The sequence below is a fragment of the Nocardioides sp. SLBN-35 genome (genome assembly GCF_006715725.1).
Classification (GTDB): Bacteria; Actinomycetota; Actinomycetes; order Propionibacteriales; family Nocardioidaceae; genus Nocardioides.
In genome coordinates this window covers 3054701-3073626 of record NZ_VFNU01000001.1, presented here as the reverse complement: position 1 = coordinate 3073626, position 18926 = coordinate 3054701, and the positions used below count along the sequence as shown (strand labels likewise).

Below are 18926 nucleotides of genomic sequence, written 5' to 3'. Positions count from 1 at the left end.
TTCCATCGGCCCCGCCCGTAATGGTATACCAATCGCGAGCAACTGCGACCGCGCGCGTCGTCGTACGCCGCTCGATGGCATACCAATCTCCGGGTGCTCGCTGCCCGGCCCAGCAGAGAGCCCTGCCGATGACGACCTCCACGGGAACCCCGTCCGGAACCGACCGGGACCAGACGCCCGGGCGCGAGCTCGAGTCCGAGTTCGAGCACAGCCCGGTCCCCGCGACGCACCGCAAGTCGCTCCTGACGGTCTCGGCCGTGTGGTTCGGCTTCCCGATGATCCTGACCAACGCCATCCCCGGCGGACTCGTCGTCGCGCTCCTCGGCTTCTGGCAGGGCGTGGCCGCGATCCTGGTCGCCAACGCGATCATGTTCGTCTACGTCAGCCTGCTCAGCTACCGCGCCGGCCAGACCGGCAAGAGCTTCGCGCTGCAGGCCACCGAGACCTTCGGCACCCTCGGGTACGCCATCGCCTCCGGCTTCCTCGCGACCGTGGTCGTCGGCTGGTTCGCGTTCAACACCGGCGCGACCGGCGCGAGCCTCAACCAGGCCTTCGGCTGGAACGAGACCCTCGTCGTCCTCGTCGCCGGCACCGCCTTCATCGCCGTGACGTACGTCGGCATCAAGGCGCTCTCGTGGCTCGGCGCGATCGCGGCCCCGTTGTTCATCGTCGCGGTCGTCATCGCGATCGTGGTGGCCGCCAGCACCGCCGACTTCTCGCAGGTCACCAGCTATGCCGGGGTCGGCGGGGGAGCGATGACCTTCGGCGTCGCGGTCACCTCGATCATGGCGACCTTCGCCGACTCGGGCACGATGACCGCCGACTTCACCCGCTGGTCGCGCAACGGCCGCGAGGCGGTGCTCGCCACCGTCACCGCGTTCCCGATCGCCAGCCTGGTCGCCCAGCTCAGCGGCGGCGTCCTGGTCGCCGCCGGCGCGATCGCCAACGCCGGCGCGGTCGGCGGCGACTTCACCCCGATCCTCACCGGCGAGGACAACGTCCTGCTCAACGCATTCGTCGTCGTGTTCGTGCTGATCAACCTCGGTTCGGTCTGCACCCACTGCCTCTACAACGGAGCCCTCGGCTGGTCGCACCTGACCCGCTCGACCATGAGGCTGCTCACCCTCGTGCTCGGCGTGCTCGGCATCGTCGTCGCACTGGCCGGCGCCTGGCACCACTTCGTCAGCTGGCTGGCGTTCCTCGGCGTCCTGGTGCCGCCTCTCGGCGCCGTCCTCATCGCCGACCAGGTCCTGCTCCGGGGCCGCCTCGACGGCCGCGCGGAGTCGCCGGTGCGGATCACCGCGTTCCTGGCCTGGGCCATCGGCGCCGGTGCTGCTGTCATCGTCCACTACTCCGCGGACTTCCTGTCCGACGCCGTCGTGGGCCTGGTCGTCGGCCTGGTCGCCTACCTGGTGATCGAGCGGGTCCTCGACGTCAGGACGCCAGCCCGCGCGTGAGCGCGCGCAGGCACCGGACGGCCAGCTCGACCGGTGCCTCAGGGCTCTGGCCCCGCGCCCAGTGCTCCAGGGACACCCGGATCGCGTCCGTCGCCGCCGCCGCCACGAGCCTCAGCTCGAGCGGGTCGGCGGTGGGCGCGATCGTCGCCAGCACGGGCAGCAGCCGGGCCTCGGAGTCCCGGTTGACCCGGTACCAGACCGCCGCCAGGTCGGGGTCGTCCGCGGCCGCACGCAGCAGCCCGCGCACCGATGGCAGGTCGGCTACGGTCGCGTCGTCGCTCGCGCCGAGGGAGTCCCGGATCGCCGCCTCGACGGCCGGGATCAGCGGCGCCCCCGGCTCGGTCGCGGCCAGCCGGGCCCGCCAGGCGTCACCGCCGACGGTGAGCAGCGGCGCGACCGCGTCCTCCTTGGTCCGGCTGTAGCGGTAGAACGTGCGCAGCCCGATCCCGGCAGCGGCGGCGATCGCCTCGGCCGTCGTACCGGCGGCGCCGTGCTCGGTGAACAGGCGGGCTGCGACGCGGGCGATCTCGAGCCGGGTCGCCGCCCGGCGACGCTCGGTCAGGCCCGCTGTCTCGCTCACGGGGACGAGCGTACCGATCTTCGTGCCGATCCGGGCATATTGTGCCGCTGTGGCACGTTGTGCCAACGGATCGCGATGACACCGAAGCCATCGCGACGATCGAGAGGACATCGAGATGAACCGTTACGAGGGACGCCGGGCTCTGGTCACCGGCGGCGGCTCGGGCATCGGGCAGGCCACCGTGCTGCGCATGCTGGCCGAGGGCGGCAGTGTCATGGCCGCCGACGTGAGCGAGGCCGGTCTCGCCGACACCGTCACCAGGGCGGGCGCGCTGGACGGCGACGCGGCCGGCCGGCTGGCCACCGTCGTCATGGACATCGCCGACGAGGAGTCGGTCAAGGCGGGTGTCGCGGGCGCCGTCGCGGCCCTCGGCGGCCTGGATGTGGTCGTCAACGCCGCCGGCATCCTGCGCTCGGGCCACACCCACGAGACCACGCTCGAGTCGTTCGAGCAGGTGCTCCGGATCAACCTGGTCGGCACCTTCCTCGTCATCCGCGAGACGATCCCCGCGCTGCGCGAGGGCAACGGCGCTGCCGTGGTGAACTTCAGCTCCACCTCGGCGATGTTCGCCCACCCCTACATGGCGGCGTACGCCGCCAGCAAGGGCGGCATCCAGTCGATGACCCACGCGCTCGCCGCCGAGTACGCCGGCGCCGGCATCCGCTTCAACTCCGTCCAGCCCGGCTCGATCTCCTCGGGCATGACCGACGGCAGCGGCGCCAGCAAGCAGAGCGCCGGCCCCGGCCTCCCGGCGGACGCCGACATGAGCCTGTTCATGAAGCTCGCCCCCGCCCTCGGCCACGGCTTCGCCGGCCCGGAGACGGTCGCCGGAGTCGTGGCGATGCTCGCCAGCGACGACGGCGCCTTCGTCACCGGCACCGAGGTGCGCGTCGACGGCGGCACCCACTTCTGAGCGCGCCGGGGCGGGAGTTTCACCGGCCGACCGGTGAAACTCCCGCTAGGACGAGGAAGCATCCTCGTCCAGGCGCCAGTTTCGTCGTCCCGGTCCGCCAGTTTCACCGGTCGACCGGTGAAACTGGCGGGGCTCCCTTGCGGTAGGTGTTACCGCGAGTAGCATGTAGGTATGGCTACGGGCGTGGACACGATCAGCTACCAGGACCAGCTCCGGACCTTGTCCGAGGCGTCGGTCGAGCATCATTTCGACGCCTTCGTCGACATCGCGTGGGACGACCCGGCGTACGTCATCGACCCGCAGGACCCGCGCTGGATCCTGCCCGACGTCGACCCCTTGGGGCGGACTTCCTGGTACCGCGGGCTGCCGCGCGAACGGCAGATCGAGGTCGGGTTCTACCGCCAGACGAACGTGGTCAAGGTCGGGCTGCAGTTCGAGCAGGTGCTCATCGCCGGGCTGATGATGTACTGCCTCGACCTGCCCAACGGCCGCGCCGAGTTCCGCTACTCCACGCACGAGGCGACCGAGGAGTGCCACCACACCCAGATGTTCCAGGAGTTCGTGAACCGGACCGGCCTGGACGTCCCCGGCGCGCACAGCCTGTTCCGCGCCCTCGGTCCCTTCCTCCCGCTGGCCGCCAAGCACCTGCCGTTCGTCTTCTTCGTCGGCGTGCTCGGTGGTGAGGAGCCGATCGACCACGTGCAGAAGGTGATGCTGCGCTCCGGTGCCCCGATGCACCCCCTCCTCGAGCGGATCAGCCAGATCCACGTCGCCGAGGAGGCCCGCCACATCGGCTTCGCCCACCAGTTCCTCGAGCACCGCGCACCCCGCCTCAACGTCGTTCAGCGCGGGGTCGCCTCGGTGCTGACCCCGATCCTGATGCGCGTGCTGTGCGACGCGATCGTCGTACCGGGCCCGAAGGCGATCCGCGACATGGGCATCCCGCGCGAGGTCGCCCGCGAGGTCTGGTGGGAGAGCCCGGAGTCGCGGAAGTTCCTGCGCGACATGTTCGGCGACGTGCGGATGCTCGCCGAGGCAACCGGCCTGATGAACCCGGTCTCGCGCCGGGTCTGGCGCGCGCTCGGCATCGCCGGTCGCCCCAACCGGTTCCGGAGCGAGCCGGCGCCCGTCGCCGACTAGGTCCGGTACCAGTCCGGCAGCGAGCCGGGACGCAGGTCCGTGTCGTCGCCGGGCCGGGTGAGCGTGAGCACCGCGCGCACGATCTCGGGGCGGTCGTGCAGGGCGTCGGCGATGGCGCCGAGCCGCTCGGCCACGTCGGACTCGGGGGCGTCGCCGACCAGGTCGACGGCGGCGACCAGGAAGATCCGGTCGGCGCCGACCCACTCCATGTGCAGGTAGCTGATCCGGGCGATCTCGGGGTGCTCGAGCAGCGCACGCAGTGCGACATTGCGGGCCAGCGGGGTGACGGCCTCTCCGGTCAGGAAGTCCATGTTGCGCCGGATCAGGAAGAGCGCGACCGCGCCGAGCAGGACGCCGACCAGGATCGATCCGATCGCGTCCCAGAGCGGGTCGCCGGTGACCTGGTGGAGCAGGATGCCGACGAACGCGATCGCCAGGCCCACCAGGGCGGCGAAGTCCTCGGCGAAGACCGCGCGCAGCATCGGGTTCGAGGTGATGTGCAGGTAGCGCAGCGGGTGCAGCCGACGCGGTACGGCGGCGTCGCGGGCCTGGCGCAGCGCCTGCAGGAACGAGGTGCCCTCGAGCAGGAAGGCCAGGGCGAGCACGGCATAGGCCCAGCCGTACGACGGCGCCTCCTCCTCGGCGTGCAGCGACTGGACACCGTGCCAGATCGACACCGCGGAGCCGACGGTGAACAGCCCGAACGCGGCGAACATCGACCAGATGTAGCCGACCCGGCCGTAGCCGAGGGAGTGCTCGGCGTCGGGTGGCCGGGCGGCCTTGCGCTCCCCGACGAGCAGGAACACCTCGTTGCCCGTGTCGGCCCACGAGTGCGCGGCCTCGGCGGTCATCGAGGCGGAGCCGGTCACGCCGGCGGCCACGGACTTCGCGACCGCGATGAGGGCGTTCGCGGCGAGGGCGACGAGCACGGTCACCAGGCTCTCGCTGCGCTCGCCGCTCTCGGGCGGCGGTGGGGCCGACTGCGGGGCGGACGTCACCCGGCCATTGTGCTGGCTCAGCCCGCGCCGTCGGTGAGGCTGTGCCGCATGTCGACGACCCACTGCTTGTAGGCGACGTGGGAGGCGCGCAGGGCGTCGCCGGGCCAGTCGTCCGGAAGGAGTGCGGGCGGCAGGACCGGGTCGGTGAGCAGGTGGCGCCCCGAGGTGGCGCACGCGGTGAACCGAAGGACCGGGTCCTCGGTGTCGGTGGCGTCGAGCAGCCGTCGCGCCGTCGCGGCCCACGCGGAGAGGTCCCACAGCCGCGCCGAGAGCGAGGCGGCGTCCGCGGCGGGCGTCGCGGCGGTGAACCGCTCGCACACCTCGTCCACCGGCTCCGGCCAGGCCAGGGCGAGGTTGGCCGGGCGGGTCCACACGCCCTCGCGGAGCTCGGCGAGCCGCAGCTCGGCGAGTGCCGCGCGCAGCTCGGCCCGCTCACTCGCCGTACGACCGACCGTGGTGACGGCCACCAGCTCCCACGTCCCGTCCCACTCCCGCAGTGACGGGTGGGTGGCCTCCTCCTGCCGCCGCTGCCGTACGACGAGCCGCTCCGAGAGGCGGTAGGCGCCCTCGTCGTCGCGGACCACGTCACCGGCGGTGGCCATTCGCGAGAGCGCGACCCGCACCGTCGGCTCCGCGAAGCCGACCACCGAGGCGGCGGCGACCAGCTCGCGGGTGGTCAGCCGCGGCACCTCGGCGCCGAGCAGCAACGTGAGCAGCGCGGACCGGGTCGAGACGGGCTTCAGGTCGGGCATGACGACAGGGATGTTACAGAACTCCGACGGCTGGCGGCGCTATGTTGTGACCTATGTCTAACACTATTGGCGCGGCTGTCAGATCTGTGTAACGGTGCCGCCATGACGGAGACAACGGGCAAGCGACTTGCAGGACGGACCCTGATGATGTCGGGCGGCAGCCGGGGGATCGGGCTGGCGATCGGGCTGGCGGCTGCGCGCGAGGGCGCCAACGTCGTCCTCCTCGCGAAGACCGACGTCCCCGACCCACGGCTGCCCGGCACCGTGCACACCGCGGCGGCCGAGATCGAGGCCGCCGGCGGGCAGGCGCTGGCCGTCGTCGGCGACGTCCGCGACGAGGCGTCGGTGGCGGACGCCGTCGCCCGCGCGGTCGAGCGCTTCGGGGGCATCGACATCTGCCTGAACAACGCCTCGGCCATCGCGCTCGACAGCACCGAAGAGCTCCCGGTCAAGCGCTTCGACCTGATGACCCAGATCCAGCTGCGCGGCACCTACCTGCTCACCCGCGCCTGCCTGCCGCACCTGCGCAAGGGCACCAACCCGCACGTGCTCTCGCTCAGCCCGCCGTTGAACATGTCGCCGGAGTGGCTCGGCAAGCACCCGGCGTACATGCTCGCGAAGTACGGCATGTCGCTGCTGACCCTCGGTTGGGCCGCGGAGTACGCCGAGGCGGGCATCGCCGCCAACTGCCTGTGGCCCGAGACCCTGATCGCCACCTCCGCCGTGCAGAACCTGCTCGGCGGCGACGCCGCGATGCAGAGGGCGCGGACGCCCGAGATCATGGCCGATGCCGCGATCGAGGTGCTGACCCGCCCGTCGCGCGAGTTCACCGGCAACGCGGTGCTCGACGTCGACGTGCTGCGCGAGGCAGGCGTGCGCGACCTGTCGTCGTACGGTGGCACCGGCGAGCTGGAGTACGACATCTTCGTGGACGGGCCCTCGGGGCAGGGCCGATGAGTGGCCCCCGCGACGCGTTCGCGGCGACCCTCGGCGTCGACGTCCTCGGGTACGGCGGCGGCCGGGCCGAGGCGCGCGTGAGTGTCACCGACGACCACCTCAACCCCCACGGCACCGCGCACGGCTCGTTCCTGTTCTCCCTTGCCGGCATCGCCCTGGCCGCGGCGGCCAACGATGCCGAGCACTCCGGCGTCGTGAGTGCGGTCCACATCGACTACGTGCGCCCCGCGCGGGTGGGCGACGCGCTGGTGGCGACCGCCGAGGTGGCCGAGCGGCTCGCCAAGGAGGACCTGTTCGTCATCCGGGTCACCCGCGGCGACGAGCTGGTGGCCCGGGCGAACGGGCGGGCGAACCGCCGTCCCCGCTAGCCGGTTCAGCCCTCCAGCGCGAGCCGCAGCCGCGAGTGCCGGCGCACGAAGATGCTCGGCACCCACGCGGCAGCCTCGTCCTCCGGGCTGTCGAGCCGGAACGACGAGGTCCGGGTGAGCAGCGCGTGGATCGCGACGGTGGCCTCCAGCCGGGCCAGCGCGGAGCCGACGCAGAAGTGGATGCCGCGACCGAACGCCAGGTGCTGGCGCACACCGTCGCGGCCGAGGTCGAGGACGTCGGGGTCCTCGAAGTGCGCCGGGTCGCGGTTGGCCGCACCCCAGAGCAGCAGCAGGGTGCTTCCGGCCGGCAGGTCGACGCCGCCGAGCGCGGTGTCGGCACCCACGTGCCGGTAGTGCCCGCGGAAGGGCGACTCCAGCCGCAGGCACTCGTCGAGGAACGGGTCGATCAGGTCGGGCTCGGCGCGCAGCCGGTTCTGCAGGCAGCGGTCCGTCGCGAGCCGGTGCGCCGCCGTACCGAGCAGTCCGGCGGTGGACTCGCCACCGGCGCCCACCAGCTGCAGCAGGATCAGGACCGCCGTCCCCACCTCCAGCTCGTCGAGCTGGACCGCCAGCGCGAGCTCGCCCATCAGGTCGTCGCCCGGCCGGTCGAGGGCGGCGTCGAAGCGGTCGGCGAGGTACGCGTGCAGCGCGAAGGACGCGCCGATCGTCGCGTCCAGGCGGGTCTCGTCGACCCAGCCGCCGAGCATCTCGGTGCTGTCGTAGGCCCACCGCAGCAGGTCCGGCACGTCCCCCGGCGCGAGCCCGATCAGCTCCGCGACCAGCGCCAGCGGCAGCCGGTCGGCCAGGTCGACGGCCCAGTCCCCGCCCTCCCCGGAGAAGTACGCCGACCAGAGCCGGTCCACCTGCCCGACGACCGACGACTCCAGGGCCCGGATCCGGCGCCCGATGGTGCCGAGCACGGCCGTGCGGTGGATCCGGTGGGTCGGGTCGTCGGCGGTCGCGAGGACCTGCTCGACGGTGCCGCCGCCGTCCATCGGCAGCACCGAGGCGGACCCGTCGGGACGGCGCAGCAGCACCGAGCGCAGGTGCGAGGAGTAGGTCTGCGGGGCCGCGAGCACCTCCTGGACCAGCTCCCACGACGAGACCAGGTGCACGTCGGTGCCGGGGACGCGGTACACGGGCGAGCAGGACCGCAACCGGGCCAGGGCCGGGTACGGGTCGGCGACCAGCGCCGGGTCGAACACGTCGAACATGGAGCCAGTGTCAGCCCGCCGGACCCCCGCGTCAGCAGAAGCGGTCAGGCCGTCGAGACGTCAACCGCCGCCGGTGATCGCCCGTTCGGTGCCCAGGCTGGCCCGCGCGGCGGCCCGGGTGCCGGCGTCGCGGGACCCGGGGGCGGCGTGGCCGGCCTGCGCGGCGCCCTTCCAGGTGCCGCGGATCCCGTGGTCGCGCTGCATCCGGCCGAAGTAGTCGACGATCTCGATCTCGCGCGCCCGCAGGGCGAGCTCGGTGGACGTCGGCCCGTCGGCCACCGGAGCGTCGGTGGCGACCGCTGCGGCCCGCGCCGAGGCCCGCGCCGTCGCCAGGCGATCGCCGATGTGGTCGGCCCAGGCCTCGTAGAACGCCGCCCGGGCGGTCGAGCCGTGCACTGGCTTCAGCTCCCAGCGCCGGCGCCGGGCGTTCCAGACCTCGCGCTGGTCGGCCTTGTGGGCGCCCGAGCGCAGGTGGGCGTCGCCGTCGGCGACCATCTGGGTGACCAGCGTGGCGTAGAGCGCCTGGACGACCGCGATGTCGGACGGGAAGCCGTAGAGGGTGACCCGGGTGTTGCTCGTGTAGATCGCCACCCGGACATCGTTGGCGCGGGCGATCTCCAGCACCAGCCGGACGTAGCGGGCCAACGACCGCTTGCCGGACTCGCCGATCAGCACCGTCTCCCAGGTCGGCTCCTCGCGCCGCTCCTCCGCGCCTGCGGTGGCGCGGGCGACCGCGAGCGCGATCTGGTGCCGGGTGGCCAGCGACTGCGCCTTGGCGAAGAATGCCTCGCGCTCGGCGGTGTTGGAGGTCCGCTCGGCCTGGCGCAGCAGCCGGCCGATCCGCAGCAGGGTGCGGTCCTCGCCGTCGACGCCGGTGTCGAGGCCGTGCAGCCGGTAGGCGGTGTGGAGCAGGTCGGCCAGCACGGGCATGCCGACGTCCTCGAGCAGCCGGAGGTACGTCGTGCGGAACTCCGGCCCGTGCCCGACGGCCCCGGCCAGGTGGTGGGCGACCTCGTGGAGCACCACGGCGGCACGCAGCGACCACGCCCCGCCGACCTCGCGCGGCGGGATCGCCATCACGCCGCGGGCGGGAAGCTCGTCGTACTCGTAGTGCGCCTTGGCGTGACCCCGGCGTGGGCGGACCACGACCGGCACCCCCGCGCGGTCGTGACCCGTGCCGTCGTCATAGGCGCTCCCGGTCGCGACGAGGTGGGCGAGCACCTTGTCGACGAACGCCTGGACGTGGGCCGGGTCGGTGAACCGCGGCTCGGTCTCGGGCTCGAACGCCTGCAGCGTCTCGCCGACCCTGATCCGCAGCGGCTCGCCCGGGGTGCGCGCGGCCTCGTCGAGCCAGCCGGCGAACAGGTCCTCGGCGGCATAGACCTCGCGGGTGTCGGGCATGCGCCCAGCCTTTCAGGCGGCCCCGACAGTTCCGTCGTCGGCGCTGGCCAGCTCGCCCCGGAGCCGGTCGCGCAGGTCGACGAGCTCGGTGATCGCCTCGACGAAGCGCACCGTGCTGTCGCCGACGCCGTTGTCGTCGAAGTAGTGGTGGCGCATCGCGGCCCGGGCGATCCGGTGCTCGTCGTGCGCGAGCCGGTCGGTGAGCAGCTCGGTCAGGCCGGGCAGGTCCTCGGTGTCGATGACGTCGGCGCACCGGCTCACCGGCACCTCCTGGCGCAGCCGCTCGGCGTCGTGGTGCCGGTCGGTGATCAGGATCGGCTTGTCGGTCTGCAGGTAGAGCCAGTCCAGCCCCACCGAGGAGACGTCGGTGACCATCGCGTCGCAGCCGGGGAACACCGCGAGGATGTCGCCCTGCCAGATCGCGGCGTGCCCGGCCTCGGGGTCGCGCTCGGCGGCCCGCTCGACCAGCTCGAGGATGGCCTGGTGCGCCTCGCGGATCGCCGGTGTGAGGCTGGTGGTGACCTTCGGGTGCGGCTTGTAGACGAGTCGCACGTCCGGCACGGCGAGGATCGAGCGTGCGATGTCGACGCCGAACACGTCGACCGAGGTGTAGTCGTTGTAGCCCGCATCGCCTTCCCAGGTGGGCGCGTAGAGCACGGTACGGCGCTCGCTCGCCGGCAGCAGGGGAGCGGGACGCAGGTCCAGCTGCGGCCGGCCGACCCGGACCAGTCGGTGCTCGTCGAGCTCCATCAGCGCGGCCCGGTGCCGCTGGACGGCCGCCTCGCCGGCGACGAAGACGCGGTCGTAGGCCTTCGCGTTGTTGGAGATCATCGACTGCTTGTCACTCTCGCCGTGGTTGATGTGCACGTGCAGCATCCGGCCGTCGAGCAGCGAGTTGAAGTTGAGCATGGAGTTGTTGCAGTAGACGACGACCTTGGCGTCCAGCTCGTCGTACGTCGCCGCGAGGTCGGCGAAGCCCGGGGCGAGGAGCACGGGAAGCGAGGTGCGCTCCTCGACGATCGCGCGGGTCTGCGGGTCCCGGGTCAGGATGCCCACGGGGTGGGTGTCATCGAGCCGTTCCAGCACCGGGATCCACTGCAGGAGCTGGTAGACCCGGGTCGGGTCGTCGGCGAAGTAGGCGATGACGTGGGGCTTCTGCACCGACGGATGATACGGCCACGAATGATGGCCCGCCCAACCAGCGGAGCCGCGTGAACGTTGCATTTCGGTAACCTTCGCCGGTGCTCGATCTCCGGCGCCCGCTCCGCCGTCTTCTCAACCGCTCCGTCCACGCCGCCTGGCGGTGGGTCGAGCACGTCGGGGACGTCTCTCCGGACAGCTCCCTGGCCGCCACCTTCGGCACCTTCGGCCCCGGCGCCTGCCTGGCGTTCCCCCTGTCCGACGTGGTCAACGCGAGCGCGATCCACATCGGTCGCGACACCCTGATCGGCAAGTACGCGACCCTCTCGGTCGGCTACGGCCCGACCCAGGAGGTGCTGCCCGAGCGCGGCCTGCGCGTCGGCGAGCGCTGCGTCCTCGGTGCCCGGATCACCATCACCGCCCACGAGTCGATCGAGATCGGCGACGACGTCTGGTTCGGCCAGGACGTGTTCGTCTCCGACGCCAGCCACGGCTACACGAACCCCGAGATCCCCGTCGGTCTCCAGTTCGGCACCCACCAGCCGGTCTCGATCGGCTCCGGCACCTGGGTCGGGCACGGCGCGATGATCCTGCCCGGCACGTCGATCGGCCGGAACGTCGTGGTCGCGGCCGGCTCCGTCGTCCGCGGCGACGTGCCGGACCACGCGGTCGTCGGCGGCGTCCCGGCCCGGCTGATCCGGCGCCTCGACCCCGACGGAAGCTGGGCGAGGGTCGTCGCCGACGCGCCTACGCTGACCCCGTGAGGACCTCATGAGCCGCATCGAGGACCTGGCACGGTCGGTCGGGGTCACGGGCGGCTACGACGACCTGTGGGCCTGGTCGGTCCGCGACCTCGACGGGTTCTGGTCGGGCGTGGCCCGGGACCTCGGCCTCGACCTGCCCGGCCCGGTGCTCGCCGAGGAGCGGATGCCCGGCGCGGTCTGGTTCCCCGAGGCCCGGGTCAGCTACGCCGCGGCGGTCCTCGACGGGCGCCCCGACGACGAGGTCGCCGTCGTCGGCGTCACCGAGGACCCGGCCGCGACCGTCGAGCTGACCTGGGGCGAGCTGCGGCGTCGTACGGCGAGCCTGGCGGCGACACTGCGCGGCCTCGGAGTGGGGGAGGGCGACCGCGTGGTCGGCTTCCTCCCCAACGCGCCTGACGCGGTCGTGGCCTTCCTCGCCACCGCGAGCCTCGGCGCGGTCTGGTCGGTGTGCGGCATGGACTACGCCGCCTCGGCCGCCCGCTCGCGCTTCGAGCAGCTCGAGCCGGTGGTGCTGGTGCACGCGTCGTCCTACGTCCACGCTCAGTCGGTCCACGACCGCAGTGATGTCGTCGCCGAGCTCACCGGCGCGCTGCCCACGCTGCGCGCGGTGCTCGAGGTCGGCACGCCCGCCTGGGAGGAGGCGCTGGCCGCCGACGTGCCGTTCGAGCCGGTGGCCGTCGCGTTCGACCACCCGCTGTGGGTGTTGTTCTCCTCGGGCACGACCGGCCGCCCGAAGGGCATCGTCCACGGCCACGGTGGCGCGCTGCTCGAGCAGGCCAAGGTGGCGGCGTACCACTTCGACCTGGGGCCCGGCGAGCGGCTCCTCTGGTTCACCACCCCGTCGTGGATGATGTGGAACTTCGTCGTCGGCGCCCTGCTGACCGGCGCGTCCGTGGTGACGTACGACGGCAGCCCGGCCCACCCCGCGACCGACGGCCTGTGGGCGCTGGCCGCCCGGCTCGGCGTGACCGTGGTGGGGATGAGCCCCGGTTACGTGGCCGCCTGCCAGAAGGCCGGCGTCGGTCCCGCGGGGCACGACCTCTCGCGGCTGCGCCGGGTCGGGATCTCCGGGTCGACCTTCCCCGCGACCAGCCAGGAGGAGCTGCAGGCCGACCTCGGTCCGGACGTGCAGATCTGCTCGATCAGCGGCGGGACCGACGTGGTCAGCGCCTTCGTCGGTCCGGCGCCGACGGTGCCGGTGTGGCCCGGCGAGCTGTCCCGGCCGTGCCTCGGCGTGGCCCTCGACGCGTTCGACGCCGACGGACGCTCCGTGCGCGGCGAGGTCGGCGAGCTGGTCGTCACCCGACCGATGCCGTCCATGCCGCTGTACTTCTGGGGCGACGACGACGGCAGCCGCTACCACGAGGCCTACTTCGACACCTTCCCCGGCGTGTGGCGCCACGGCGACTGGATCACCGTGACCGACCACGGCTCGGTCGTCATCCACGGCCGCTCGGACGCGACGCTCAACCGGAACGGGATCCGGATGGGCAGCGGCGACATCTACGAGCCGGTCGAGGCGCTGCCCGAGGTGCGCGAGGCGCTGGTCATCGGGTTGGAGGAGCCGGACGGCGGCTACTGGATGCCGCTGTTCGTGGTCCTCGCCGAGGGCGTCGAGCTCGACGCGGCGCTCGACGCCCGGATCCGCGACGCCGTACGCACCCACGCCTCGCCGCGGCACGTCCCGGACGTCGTGATCGCCGCTCCGGGCGTCCCGCACACCCGCACCGGGAAGAAGCTCGAGGTGCCCGTGAAGAAGGTGCTCGCGGGCCAGGACCTCGGTCGCTCCTACGACCCCGGTAGTGTGGACGCCCCAGAGCTGATCGACTGGTACCGAACCGTGGGCAGGAGCCGCAGAACCCGATGACCGCCTGGCTACTGCTGGGACTCGCCATCCTCCTGGTGCTCGCGTGCGGCCTGTTCGTCGCGGCCGAGTTCGCCTTCGTCACCGTCGACCGCGGCCAGGTCGACCGGGCCGCCGCCGACGGCGACGCGGCGGCGATCGGGCTGCAGAAGGCGCTGCGCTCCCTGTCGACCCAGCTCTCCGGGGCCCAGGTCGGCATCACCATCACCAACCTGGCCATCGGCTTCCTCGCCGAGCCCGCGATAGCGGAGCTGCTGCGCGACCCGCTGGGGGCGGCCGGCGTGGCGGAGAGCGCGGTGCGCCCGGTCGGCGTCGCCCTCGGCCTGACACTCAGCACCCTGCTCACCATGCTGATCGGGGAGCTGGTCCCCAAGAACGTCGCCATCGCCCTGCCGATGACGACCGCCCGGCTGACCCAGCGACCGATGCGCTTCTTCACCGCCGCCGCCCGCGGCCCGATCAAGGTGCTCAACGGCAGCGCCAACGCGATCGTGCGGCGCCTCGGTGTCGAGCCGCAGGAGGAGCTGCGCTCCGCGCGCAGCTCCACCGAGCTCGCCTCGCTGATCCAGCACTCGGCCGACGAGGGCACCCTCGACGCCGACACCGCCGAGCTGATGGAGCGCTCCGTCGAGTTCGGCACCCGCACCGCCGGCGAGATCATGACGCCCCGGGTGCGCACCCGCTCGCTCGACGCCAACGACCGCGCCAGTGCGGTGATCGCGCTGGCCCGCGAGTCCGGCAACTCCCGCTTCCCGGTCCTCGACGACACCGACGCCGTCGTCGGCACCGTCCACGTCAAGAACGCCGTCGCGCTCCCGCTCCACGAGCGGGCCACCACCAAGGTCAAGCACCTGATGGCCAAGCCGATCCTGGTGCCCGACTCGCTGCGCCTCGACCCGCTGCTCGCGCTGCTGCGCGCCGACGGCTTCCAGATGGCCATCGTCCTCGACGAGTACGGCGACCACGCCGGCATCGTCACGCTCGAGGACGTGATCGAGGAGATCGTCGGCGACATCGCCGACGAGCACGACCGGCTCGGCAGCCGCGGGCGGCTGCGTCGCGACGGCACCTGGTCGCTGTCCGGCCTGTTGCGCCCCGACGAGGTCGAGGACCTCACCGAGATCGAGCTCCCCGAGAGCGAGGACTACGACACGGTGGCCGGTCTCGTGCTCAAGGTGCTCGGCCGGATCCCGCAGACCGGCGACGTGGCCGTCGTACCCCTCCCGTCGACGGGGGAGGACGACGAGGAGCCCGCCCGCCGGGCCGTGCTGAGCGTCGACCACATGGACGGGCTGCGGATCGACCGGATCTCGCTGCGGGTCGAGGAGGTCGAGCAGCATGGGTGACCTCGGCGGCGTGCTGCTCGCGGTGGTCCTGCTGGCCGCCAACGCCTTCTTCGTCGGCGCGGAGTTCGCGCTGATCTCCGCGCGACGCAGCCAGATCGAGCCCCGTGCGCAGTCCGGCTCCCGGATGGCCCGGATCACCCTGGCCGCGATGGAGCGGGTCTCGGAGATGATGGCCGGCGCCCAGCTCGGCATCACCATCTGCTCGCTCGGCCTCGGTGCCGTCGGCGAGCCCGCGCTCGCCCACCTGATCGAGCCGGTGTTCCACGAGCTGCACGTGCCCGAGGAGTGGCTGCACCCGGTGGCCTTCGTGATCGCGATGACCATCGTGGTCTTCCTCCACGTCGTGCTCGGCGAGATGGTCCCCAAGAACATCGCCATCGCCGGGCCGGACCGCGCCGCCCTCATCCTCGGCCCGCCGATGCTCGGCATCGTCACCGTGCTGCGCCCGCTCATCGCCACGATCAACGCGATCGCCAACGCCATCCTGCGGCTGCTGCGAATCGAGCCGAAGGACGAGATCGGCAGCACCTTCACCCGTGAGGAGGTCGCGGCGCTGGTCGAGGAGTCCCACGGTGAGGGCCTGCTCGCCGAGGACGAGTACGACCGGCTCTCCGGCGCGCTCGGCTTCACCGAGAAGACCGTCGCCGAGGTGATGATGCGGCCCGAGTCGCTAGCCACCGTGGTCCGCGGCTCCACCGGCGCCGAGGTCGAGGCGCTGTGCGCCGCCACCGGGTTCAGCCGGTTCCCAGTCGTCGCCGCCGACCAGGAGCCGGTCGACCTGCTCGGCTACCTCCACATCAAGGACGTCCTCGAGCCCGACGAGGAGCGCCGTGAGCGCCCGGTCGCCGACCGGTGGATCCGCCCGTTCGCGACCGTCACCGACGACACGTTGCTGCACGACGCGCTCGAGGTCCTCCAGCGTCGCGGCGCGCACATGGCCCGCGTCGTGGACCCGCGCGGTACGACGCTCGGCGTCGCCGCGCTCGAGGACGTCATCGAGGAGCTCGTCGGAGAGATCCGCGATGCCGCCCACTCCGAGGAATCGTCGGCCCCGTGAGCACGCCGACGCCCACCCCCGCCACTACAGTGTCGTCCGTGGCTGCTCGACGGGTGCTGACGCTGCCCAACCTGATCAGCTTCCTGCGGTTGCTCGGCGTCCCGCTGTTCCTCTACCTGGTGCTCGGCCCCGAGGCCGACGTGCTCGCGCTGGTCGTGCTGATGGCCTCCGGCGTCACCGACTTCCTCGACGGCTGGCTGGCCCGCAAGCTCGACCAGACCTCCGAGCTCGGCCAGCTGCTCGACCCGATCGCCGACCGCCTCTACATCCTCGCCGTCGTCGTCGGCCTCGCGATGCGCGACATCATCCCGTGGTGGGTCGCCCTGTGCCTGCCGTTGCGCGACCTGCTGCTGTGGGGACTGGTGCCGCTGCTGCGCACCCGCGGCTACAGCGCGCTGCCGGTCCACTTCCTCGGCAAGGCCGCGACCTTCAACCTGCTCTACGCCTTCCCACTGCTGCTGCTCGGCGACGGCGACGGACGGGTCGCCGTGCTGGCGCAGGTGTTCGGCTGGGCGTTCGCGCTGTGGGGGATCGGCCTGTACTGGTGGGCCGGCGTGCTCTACGCCTGGCAGGTGCGCAAGCTGCTCGCGACCACCGAGCGACGTACCCATGCCTGAGACCCTCGACCGGTCCCGCACCCCCCTGCTGACGCTGATCACGCAGGAGGCGCTCGATCGCGACTACCAGGTCGCGGCCTCCCGCGCCGCGGCGACGGCCGCGACGGCGACCGGAGTGGAGGGGGAGCGCGGTCCACGCCACGGCTACCGGGTCGGCGTGGTCGTGGTGGTGGGCCTGTTCGCGATGCTGGTCACCGTGGCCGGCGTCCAGACCTCGCAGAACGCCGACGTCGACGACGCGAGCCGGGCCAGCCTGATCGACCGGATCGAGGCCCGCCGCGCCACCGTGCGCCGGCTGCAGAACGAGCTCGCCGCGCTGCGGGCGGCCAACGCCGACGCCGAGGACCGGCTGCGCTCGCTCGGCAACCGGGTCGGCGACCTCCAGGCGCGCCGCTCCCGGCTCGGCGCGCTCACCGGCTTCAGCCCGGTGACCGGCTCCGGGGTCCGGGTCAGGGTCGACAACCCGCCGTACGCCGGGCCGAACGAGCAGCTGCGCGACTCCGACCTCGCCCTCCTCGTCGACGGCCTGTGGGCGGCCGGCGCCGAGGCGATCTCGATCAACGGCCAGCGCGTCAACGCCCACGGCGGCATCACCAACGTGGGCGAGGCGATCGAGGTCAACGGCTTCGGCATCGCGCCCCCGTTCACGGTCCTGGCGATCGGCGACCGCAGGACGCTGGCGTCGAGGTTCGCCGAGACCCAGGCCGGGCTGCGCTTCCTGGCCCTGGCCCGGCAGTACGGCTTCGAGCAGAAGATGGACAATGTGGACGACCTCCACCTGCCTGCCGCGCCCGGCGCGCTGCTGCGGCTACGGTCGGCTGAGCAGGAGAAGACCAAGCCCCAGGGGCAGCAGGGAGGTGACGGGCCGTGATCGCGGTTCTCGGACTCGTCGTGGGCGTCGTCCTCGGCTTCGTGTTCCAGCCCGACGTGCCGCGTTCGGTCGAGCCCTACCTCCCGATCGCCGTCGTCGCCGCGCTCGACGCCGTCTTCGGCGCCCTGCGCGCCTATCTCGACGGGATCTTCGACGACAAGGTCTTCGTCGTCTCCTTCCTCAGCAACGTGGTGATCGCGGCCGGCATCGTCTACCTCGGCGACCGCCTCGGCGTCGGCGGCCAGCTCTCGACCGGCGTCATCGTCGTCCTCGGGATCCGGATCTTCACCAACGTCGCGGCGATCCGGAGACACATCTTCCATGCCTGAGCCGGAGCCCGAGGAGCAGGCGAGCGAGCAGAGCCCCGTCGACCGGCTCAAGGTGGCGCTGCTGCGGCCCTCGCGCAAGCAGCTGGTCGCCGCCGCGCTGCTGGCCCTGCTCGGCTTCGGCGCGGTGACGCAGGTGCGCACCGCCGGCACCGACGACACCTACGCCGGACTGCGCGAGCAGGAGCTGATCGACCTCCTCAACGGTCTCGCCGGCACCCGTCAGCGCACCGAGACCGAGATCGACCGGCTCGAGGAGGTCGCGGGCGGGCTGCGCGACGACTCGTCCAAGCGGCAGACCGCCATCGACCAGGCCGACGCCGAGGTCGACGACCTCAACATCCTCGCGGGGCTGGTGCCGGTCACCGGCCCGGGCCTGCGGGTCACGATCGAGGAGGAGGAGGGCCGGGTCCGGCTCGGCTCCCTGCTCGACACGATCCAGGAGCTGCGGACCGTCGGGGCCGAGGCGATCGAGATCAACGGCAAGGTGCGGGTCGTGGCGCAGACGTCGTTCACCGAGGCCGACGGCGGGTTCCTCGTCGACGGCGAGCGGATCGAGGCGCCGTACGTCATCGTCGCGATCGGCGAGCCCGGAGCGCTCGCGAACGCGATGACCTTCGCCCTCGGGCCCAAGAAGCAGCTCGAGGAGGACGGCGCCACCGTGGGCGTCCAGCAGCTGCGCACCGTGGACATCGAATCCGTGGTGCGACGCGACCGGCCTTCGTATGCCGTTCCGGACCAGGGGCAGTAGCCTTCGGGCCATGACGAACCCCGCGGACCTGAAGTACACCGTCGAGCACGAGTGGCTGCGGCAGCCCGGCGAGACCGCCGGCTCGGTGCGGGTCGGGATCACCGACTACGCCCAGGACGCCCTCGGCGACATCGTCTACGTCTCCCTCCCCGAGGTCGGCGCGAGCGTCACCGCCGGCGACTCGTGCGGCGAGCTGGAGTCGACCAAGTCGGTCAGTGACGTCTACGCCCCGGTCACCGGCGAGGTCGTCGCGGTCAACGAGACGCTCGACGCCACCCCCGAGCTGGTCAACAACGACCCCTACGGCGCCGGCTGGCTCTTCGAGGTCGTGCCCCAGAACGCCGCGGACCTCGACGCACTGCTGGACGCCGCCGCATATGAGGCCCAGCTCGACAACTGATCCGGTAGGT

20 protein-coding genes are annotated in these 18926 nt (G+C 72.4%); 14 read left to right on the top strand and 6 right to left on the bottom strand.

What is annotated here, in order from left to right; all coding sequences use genetic code 11:
* Positions 1–128 precede the first annotated feature (128 nt).
* Positions 129–1457, top strand: coding sequence for a cytosine permease (locus FBY23_RS14955; protein ID WP_141798866.1), 1329 nt, complete (start codon positions 129–131; stop codon positions 1455–1457).
* Here the strand turns inward: FBY23_RS14955 and FBY23_RS14950 are convergent.
* Complete coding sequence (locus FBY23_RS14950) at positions 1435–2037, bottom strand: TetR family transcriptional regulator (protein ID WP_222117832.1); 603 nt, start codon at positions 2035–2037, stop codon at positions 1435–1437. The genes FBY23_RS14955 and FBY23_RS14950 overlap by 23 nt on opposite strands.
* Positions 2038–2152: 115 nt before the next feature.
* Here FBY23_RS14950 and FBY23_RS14945 point away from each other — a divergent pair, with 115 nt between their 5' ends.
* Positions 2153–2950, top strand: coding sequence for an SDR family NAD(P)-dependent oxidoreductase (locus FBY23_RS14945; protein ID WP_141798864.1), 798 nt, complete (start codon positions 2153–2155; stop codon positions 2948–2950).
* A 171-nt stretch (positions 2951–3121) separates the two neighbouring features.
* Positions 3122–4090 (top strand): diiron oxygenase, encoded by a 969-nt coding sequence (locus FBY23_RS14940; protein WP_141798863.1) that lies wholly within the window; start codon positions 3122–3124, stop codon positions 4088–4090.
* Here FBY23_RS14940 and FBY23_RS14935 read toward each other — a convergent pair.
* On the bottom strand, positions 4087–5088 hold the full coding sequence (locus FBY23_RS14935; RefSeq protein ID WP_222117831.1) for a cation diffusion facilitator family transporter: 1002 nt from the start codon (positions 5086–5088) through the stop codon (positions 4087–4089). The two genes, FBY23_RS14940 and FBY23_RS14935, sit on opposite strands and share 4 nt — an antisense overlap.
* A gap of 17 nt (positions 5089–5105) precedes the next feature.
* Positions 5106–5840, bottom strand: a complete 735-nt coding sequence (locus FBY23_RS14930; RefSeq protein WP_141798862.1) for a PaaX family transcriptional regulator C-terminal domain-containing protein — start codon at positions 5838–5840, stop codon at positions 5106–5108.
* 102 nt (positions 5841–5942) lie between these two features.
* Here FBY23_RS14930 and FBY23_RS14925 point away from each other — a divergent pair, with 102 nt between their 5' ends.
* A complete protein-coding gene (locus FBY23_RS14925) occupies positions 5943–6797 on the top strand; it encodes an NAD(P)-dependent oxidoreductase (RefSeq protein WP_141798861.1) in 855 nt (284 codons plus the stop codon).
* A complete protein-coding gene (locus tag FBY23_RS14920) occupies positions 6794–7165 on the top strand; it encodes a hotdog fold thioesterase (protein ID WP_141798860.1) in 372 nt (123 codons plus the stop codon). Before FBY23_RS14925 ends, FBY23_RS14920 begins: the two co-directional genes overlap by 4 nt.
* Positions 7166–7170: 5 nt before the next feature.
* Here FBY23_RS14920 and FBY23_RS14915 read toward each other — a convergent pair whose 3' ends face one another.
* The 3 genes from FBY23_RS14915 to FBY23_RS14905 are packed head-to-tail and all read right to left on the bottom strand — an operon-like array spanning position 7171 to position 10941.
* A complete protein-coding gene (locus tag FBY23_RS14915; protein ID WP_141798859.1) occupies positions 7171–8379 on the bottom strand; it encodes a cytochrome P450 in 1209 nt (402 codons plus the stop codon).
* A gap of 60 nt (positions 8380–8439) precedes the next feature.
* Positions 8440–9780, bottom strand: a complete 1341-nt coding sequence (locus FBY23_RS14910) for a DUF2786 domain-containing protein (protein ID WP_141798858.1) — start codon at positions 9778–9780, stop codon at positions 8440–8442.
* Positions 9781–9792: 12 nt separating this feature from the next.
* Entirely contained in the window at positions 9793–10941 is a 1149-nt protein-coding gene (locus FBY23_RS14905) for a CDP-glycerol glycerophosphotransferase family protein (protein ID WP_160158246.1), read from the bottom strand.
* 80 nt (positions 10942–11021) lie between these two features.
* Between FBY23_RS14905 and FBY23_RS14900 the strand changes: the two genes are divergently transcribed.
* The 9 genes from FBY23_RS14900 to gcvH are packed head-to-tail and all read left to right on the top strand — an operon-like array spanning position 11022 to position 18916.
* Positions 11022–11684 carry a DapH/DapD/GlmU-related protein gene (locus FBY23_RS14900; protein ID WP_141798856.1) on the top strand — a complete coding sequence of 221 codons (663 nt, stop codon included), beginning with the start codon at positions 11022–11024 and terminating at the stop codon, positions 11682–11684.
* A 7-nt stretch (positions 11685–11691) separates the two neighbouring features.
* Positions 11692–13551 carry an acetoacetate--CoA ligase gene (locus tag FBY23_RS14895; protein WP_141798855.1) on the top strand — a complete coding sequence of 620 codons (1860 nt, stop codon included), beginning with the start codon at positions 11692–11694 and terminating at the stop codon, positions 13549–13551.
* A complete protein-coding gene (locus tag FBY23_RS14890) occupies positions 13548–14894 on the top strand; it encodes a hemolysin family protein (RefSeq protein WP_141798854.1) in 1347 nt (448 codons plus the stop codon). Before FBY23_RS14895 ends, FBY23_RS14890 begins: the two co-directional genes overlap by 4 nt.
* On the top strand, positions 14887–15951 hold the full coding sequence (locus tag FBY23_RS14885) for a hemolysin family protein (protein WP_141798853.1): 1065 nt from the start codon (positions 14887–14889) through the stop codon (positions 15949–15951). Before FBY23_RS14890 ends, FBY23_RS14885 begins: the two co-directional genes overlap by 8 nt.
* A gap of 38 nt (positions 15952–15989) precedes the next feature.
* Positions 15990–16568 carry a CDP-alcohol phosphatidyltransferase family protein gene (locus FBY23_RS14880; RefSeq protein ID WP_260805977.1) on the top strand — a complete coding sequence of 193 codons (579 nt, stop codon included), beginning with the start codon at positions 15990–15992 and terminating at the stop codon, positions 16566–16568.
* Entirely contained in the window at positions 16561–17439 is an 879-nt protein-coding gene (locus tag FBY23_RS14875) for a DUF881 domain-containing protein (RefSeq protein ID WP_141798852.1), read from the top strand. Before FBY23_RS14880 ends, FBY23_RS14875 begins: the two co-directional genes overlap by 8 nt.
* Entirely contained in the window at positions 17436–17768 is a 333-nt protein-coding gene (locus FBY23_RS14870) for a small basic family protein (RefSeq protein ID WP_141798851.1), read from the top strand. Before FBY23_RS14875 ends, FBY23_RS14870 begins: the two co-directional genes overlap by 4 nt.
* On the top strand, positions 17761–18516 hold the full coding sequence (locus FBY23_RS14865; RefSeq protein ID WP_141798850.1) for a DUF881 domain-containing protein: 756 nt from the start codon (positions 17761–17763) through the stop codon (positions 18514–18516). Before FBY23_RS14870 ends, FBY23_RS14865 begins: the two co-directional genes overlap by 8 nt.
* 10 nt (positions 18517–18526) lie before the next feature.
* Positions 18527–18916 carry a glycine cleavage system protein GcvH gene (gene gcvH, locus FBY23_RS14860; protein WP_141798849.1) on the top strand — a complete coding sequence of 130 codons (390 nt, stop codon included), beginning with the start codon at positions 18527–18529 and terminating at the stop codon, positions 18914–18916.
* Positions 18917–18926 lie beyond the last annotated feature (10 nt).

Coding starts and splice junctions, on each gene's coding strand:
- FBY23_RS14885 (WP_141798853.1), top strand. CDS start 14,887: ATGGGTGACCTCGGCGGCGTGCTGCTCGCGGTGGTCCTGCTGGCCGCC.
- FBY23_RS14910 (WP_141798858.1), bottom strand. CDS start 9,780: ATGCCCGACACCCGCGAGGTCTATGCCGCCGAGGACCTGTTCGCCGGC.
- FBY23_RS14955 (WP_141798866.1), top strand. CDS start 129: ATGACGACCTCCACGGGAACCCCGTCCGGAACCGACCGGGACCAGACG.
- FBY23_RS14865 (WP_141798850.1), top strand. CDS start 17,761: ATGCCTGAGCCGGAGCCCGAGGAGCAGGCGAGCGAGCAGAGCCCCGTC.
- FBY23_RS14895 (WP_141798855.1), top strand. CDS start 11,692: ATGAGCCGCATCGAGGACCTGGCACGGTCGGTCGGGGTCACGGGCGGC.
- FBY23_RS14875 (WP_141798852.1), top strand. CDS start 16,561: ATGCCTGAGACCCTCGACCGGTCCCGCACCCCCCTGCTGACGCTGATC.
- FBY23_RS14945 (WP_141798864.1), top strand. CDS start 2,153: ATGAACCGTTACGAGGGACGCCGGGCTCTGGTCACCGGCGGCGGCTCG.
- FBY23_RS14940 (WP_141798863.1), top strand. CDS start 3,122: ATGGCTACGGGCGTGGACACGATCAGCTACCAGGACCAGCTCCGGACC.
- FBY23_RS14925 (WP_141798861.1), top strand. CDS start 5,943: ATGACGGAGACAACGGGCAAGCGACTTGCAGGACGGACCCTGATGATG.
- FBY23_RS14890 (WP_141798854.1), top strand. CDS start 13,548: ATGACCGCCTGGCTACTGCTGGGACTCGCCATCCTCCTGGTGCTCGCG.
- gcvH (WP_141798849.1), top strand. CDS start 18,527: ATGACGAACCCCGCGGACCTGAAGTACACCGTCGAGCACGAGTGGCTG.
- FBY23_RS14915 (WP_141798859.1), bottom strand. CDS start 8,379: ATGTTCGACGTGTTCGACCCGGCGCTGGTCGCCGACCCGTACCCGGCC.
- FBY23_RS14930 (WP_141798862.1), bottom strand. CDS start 5,840: ATGCCCGACCTGAAGCCCGTCTCGACCCGGTCCGCGCTGCTCACGTTG.
- FBY23_RS14920 (WP_141798860.1), top strand. CDS start 6,794: ATGAGTGGCCCCCGCGACGCGTTCGCGGCGACCCTCGGCGTCGACGTC.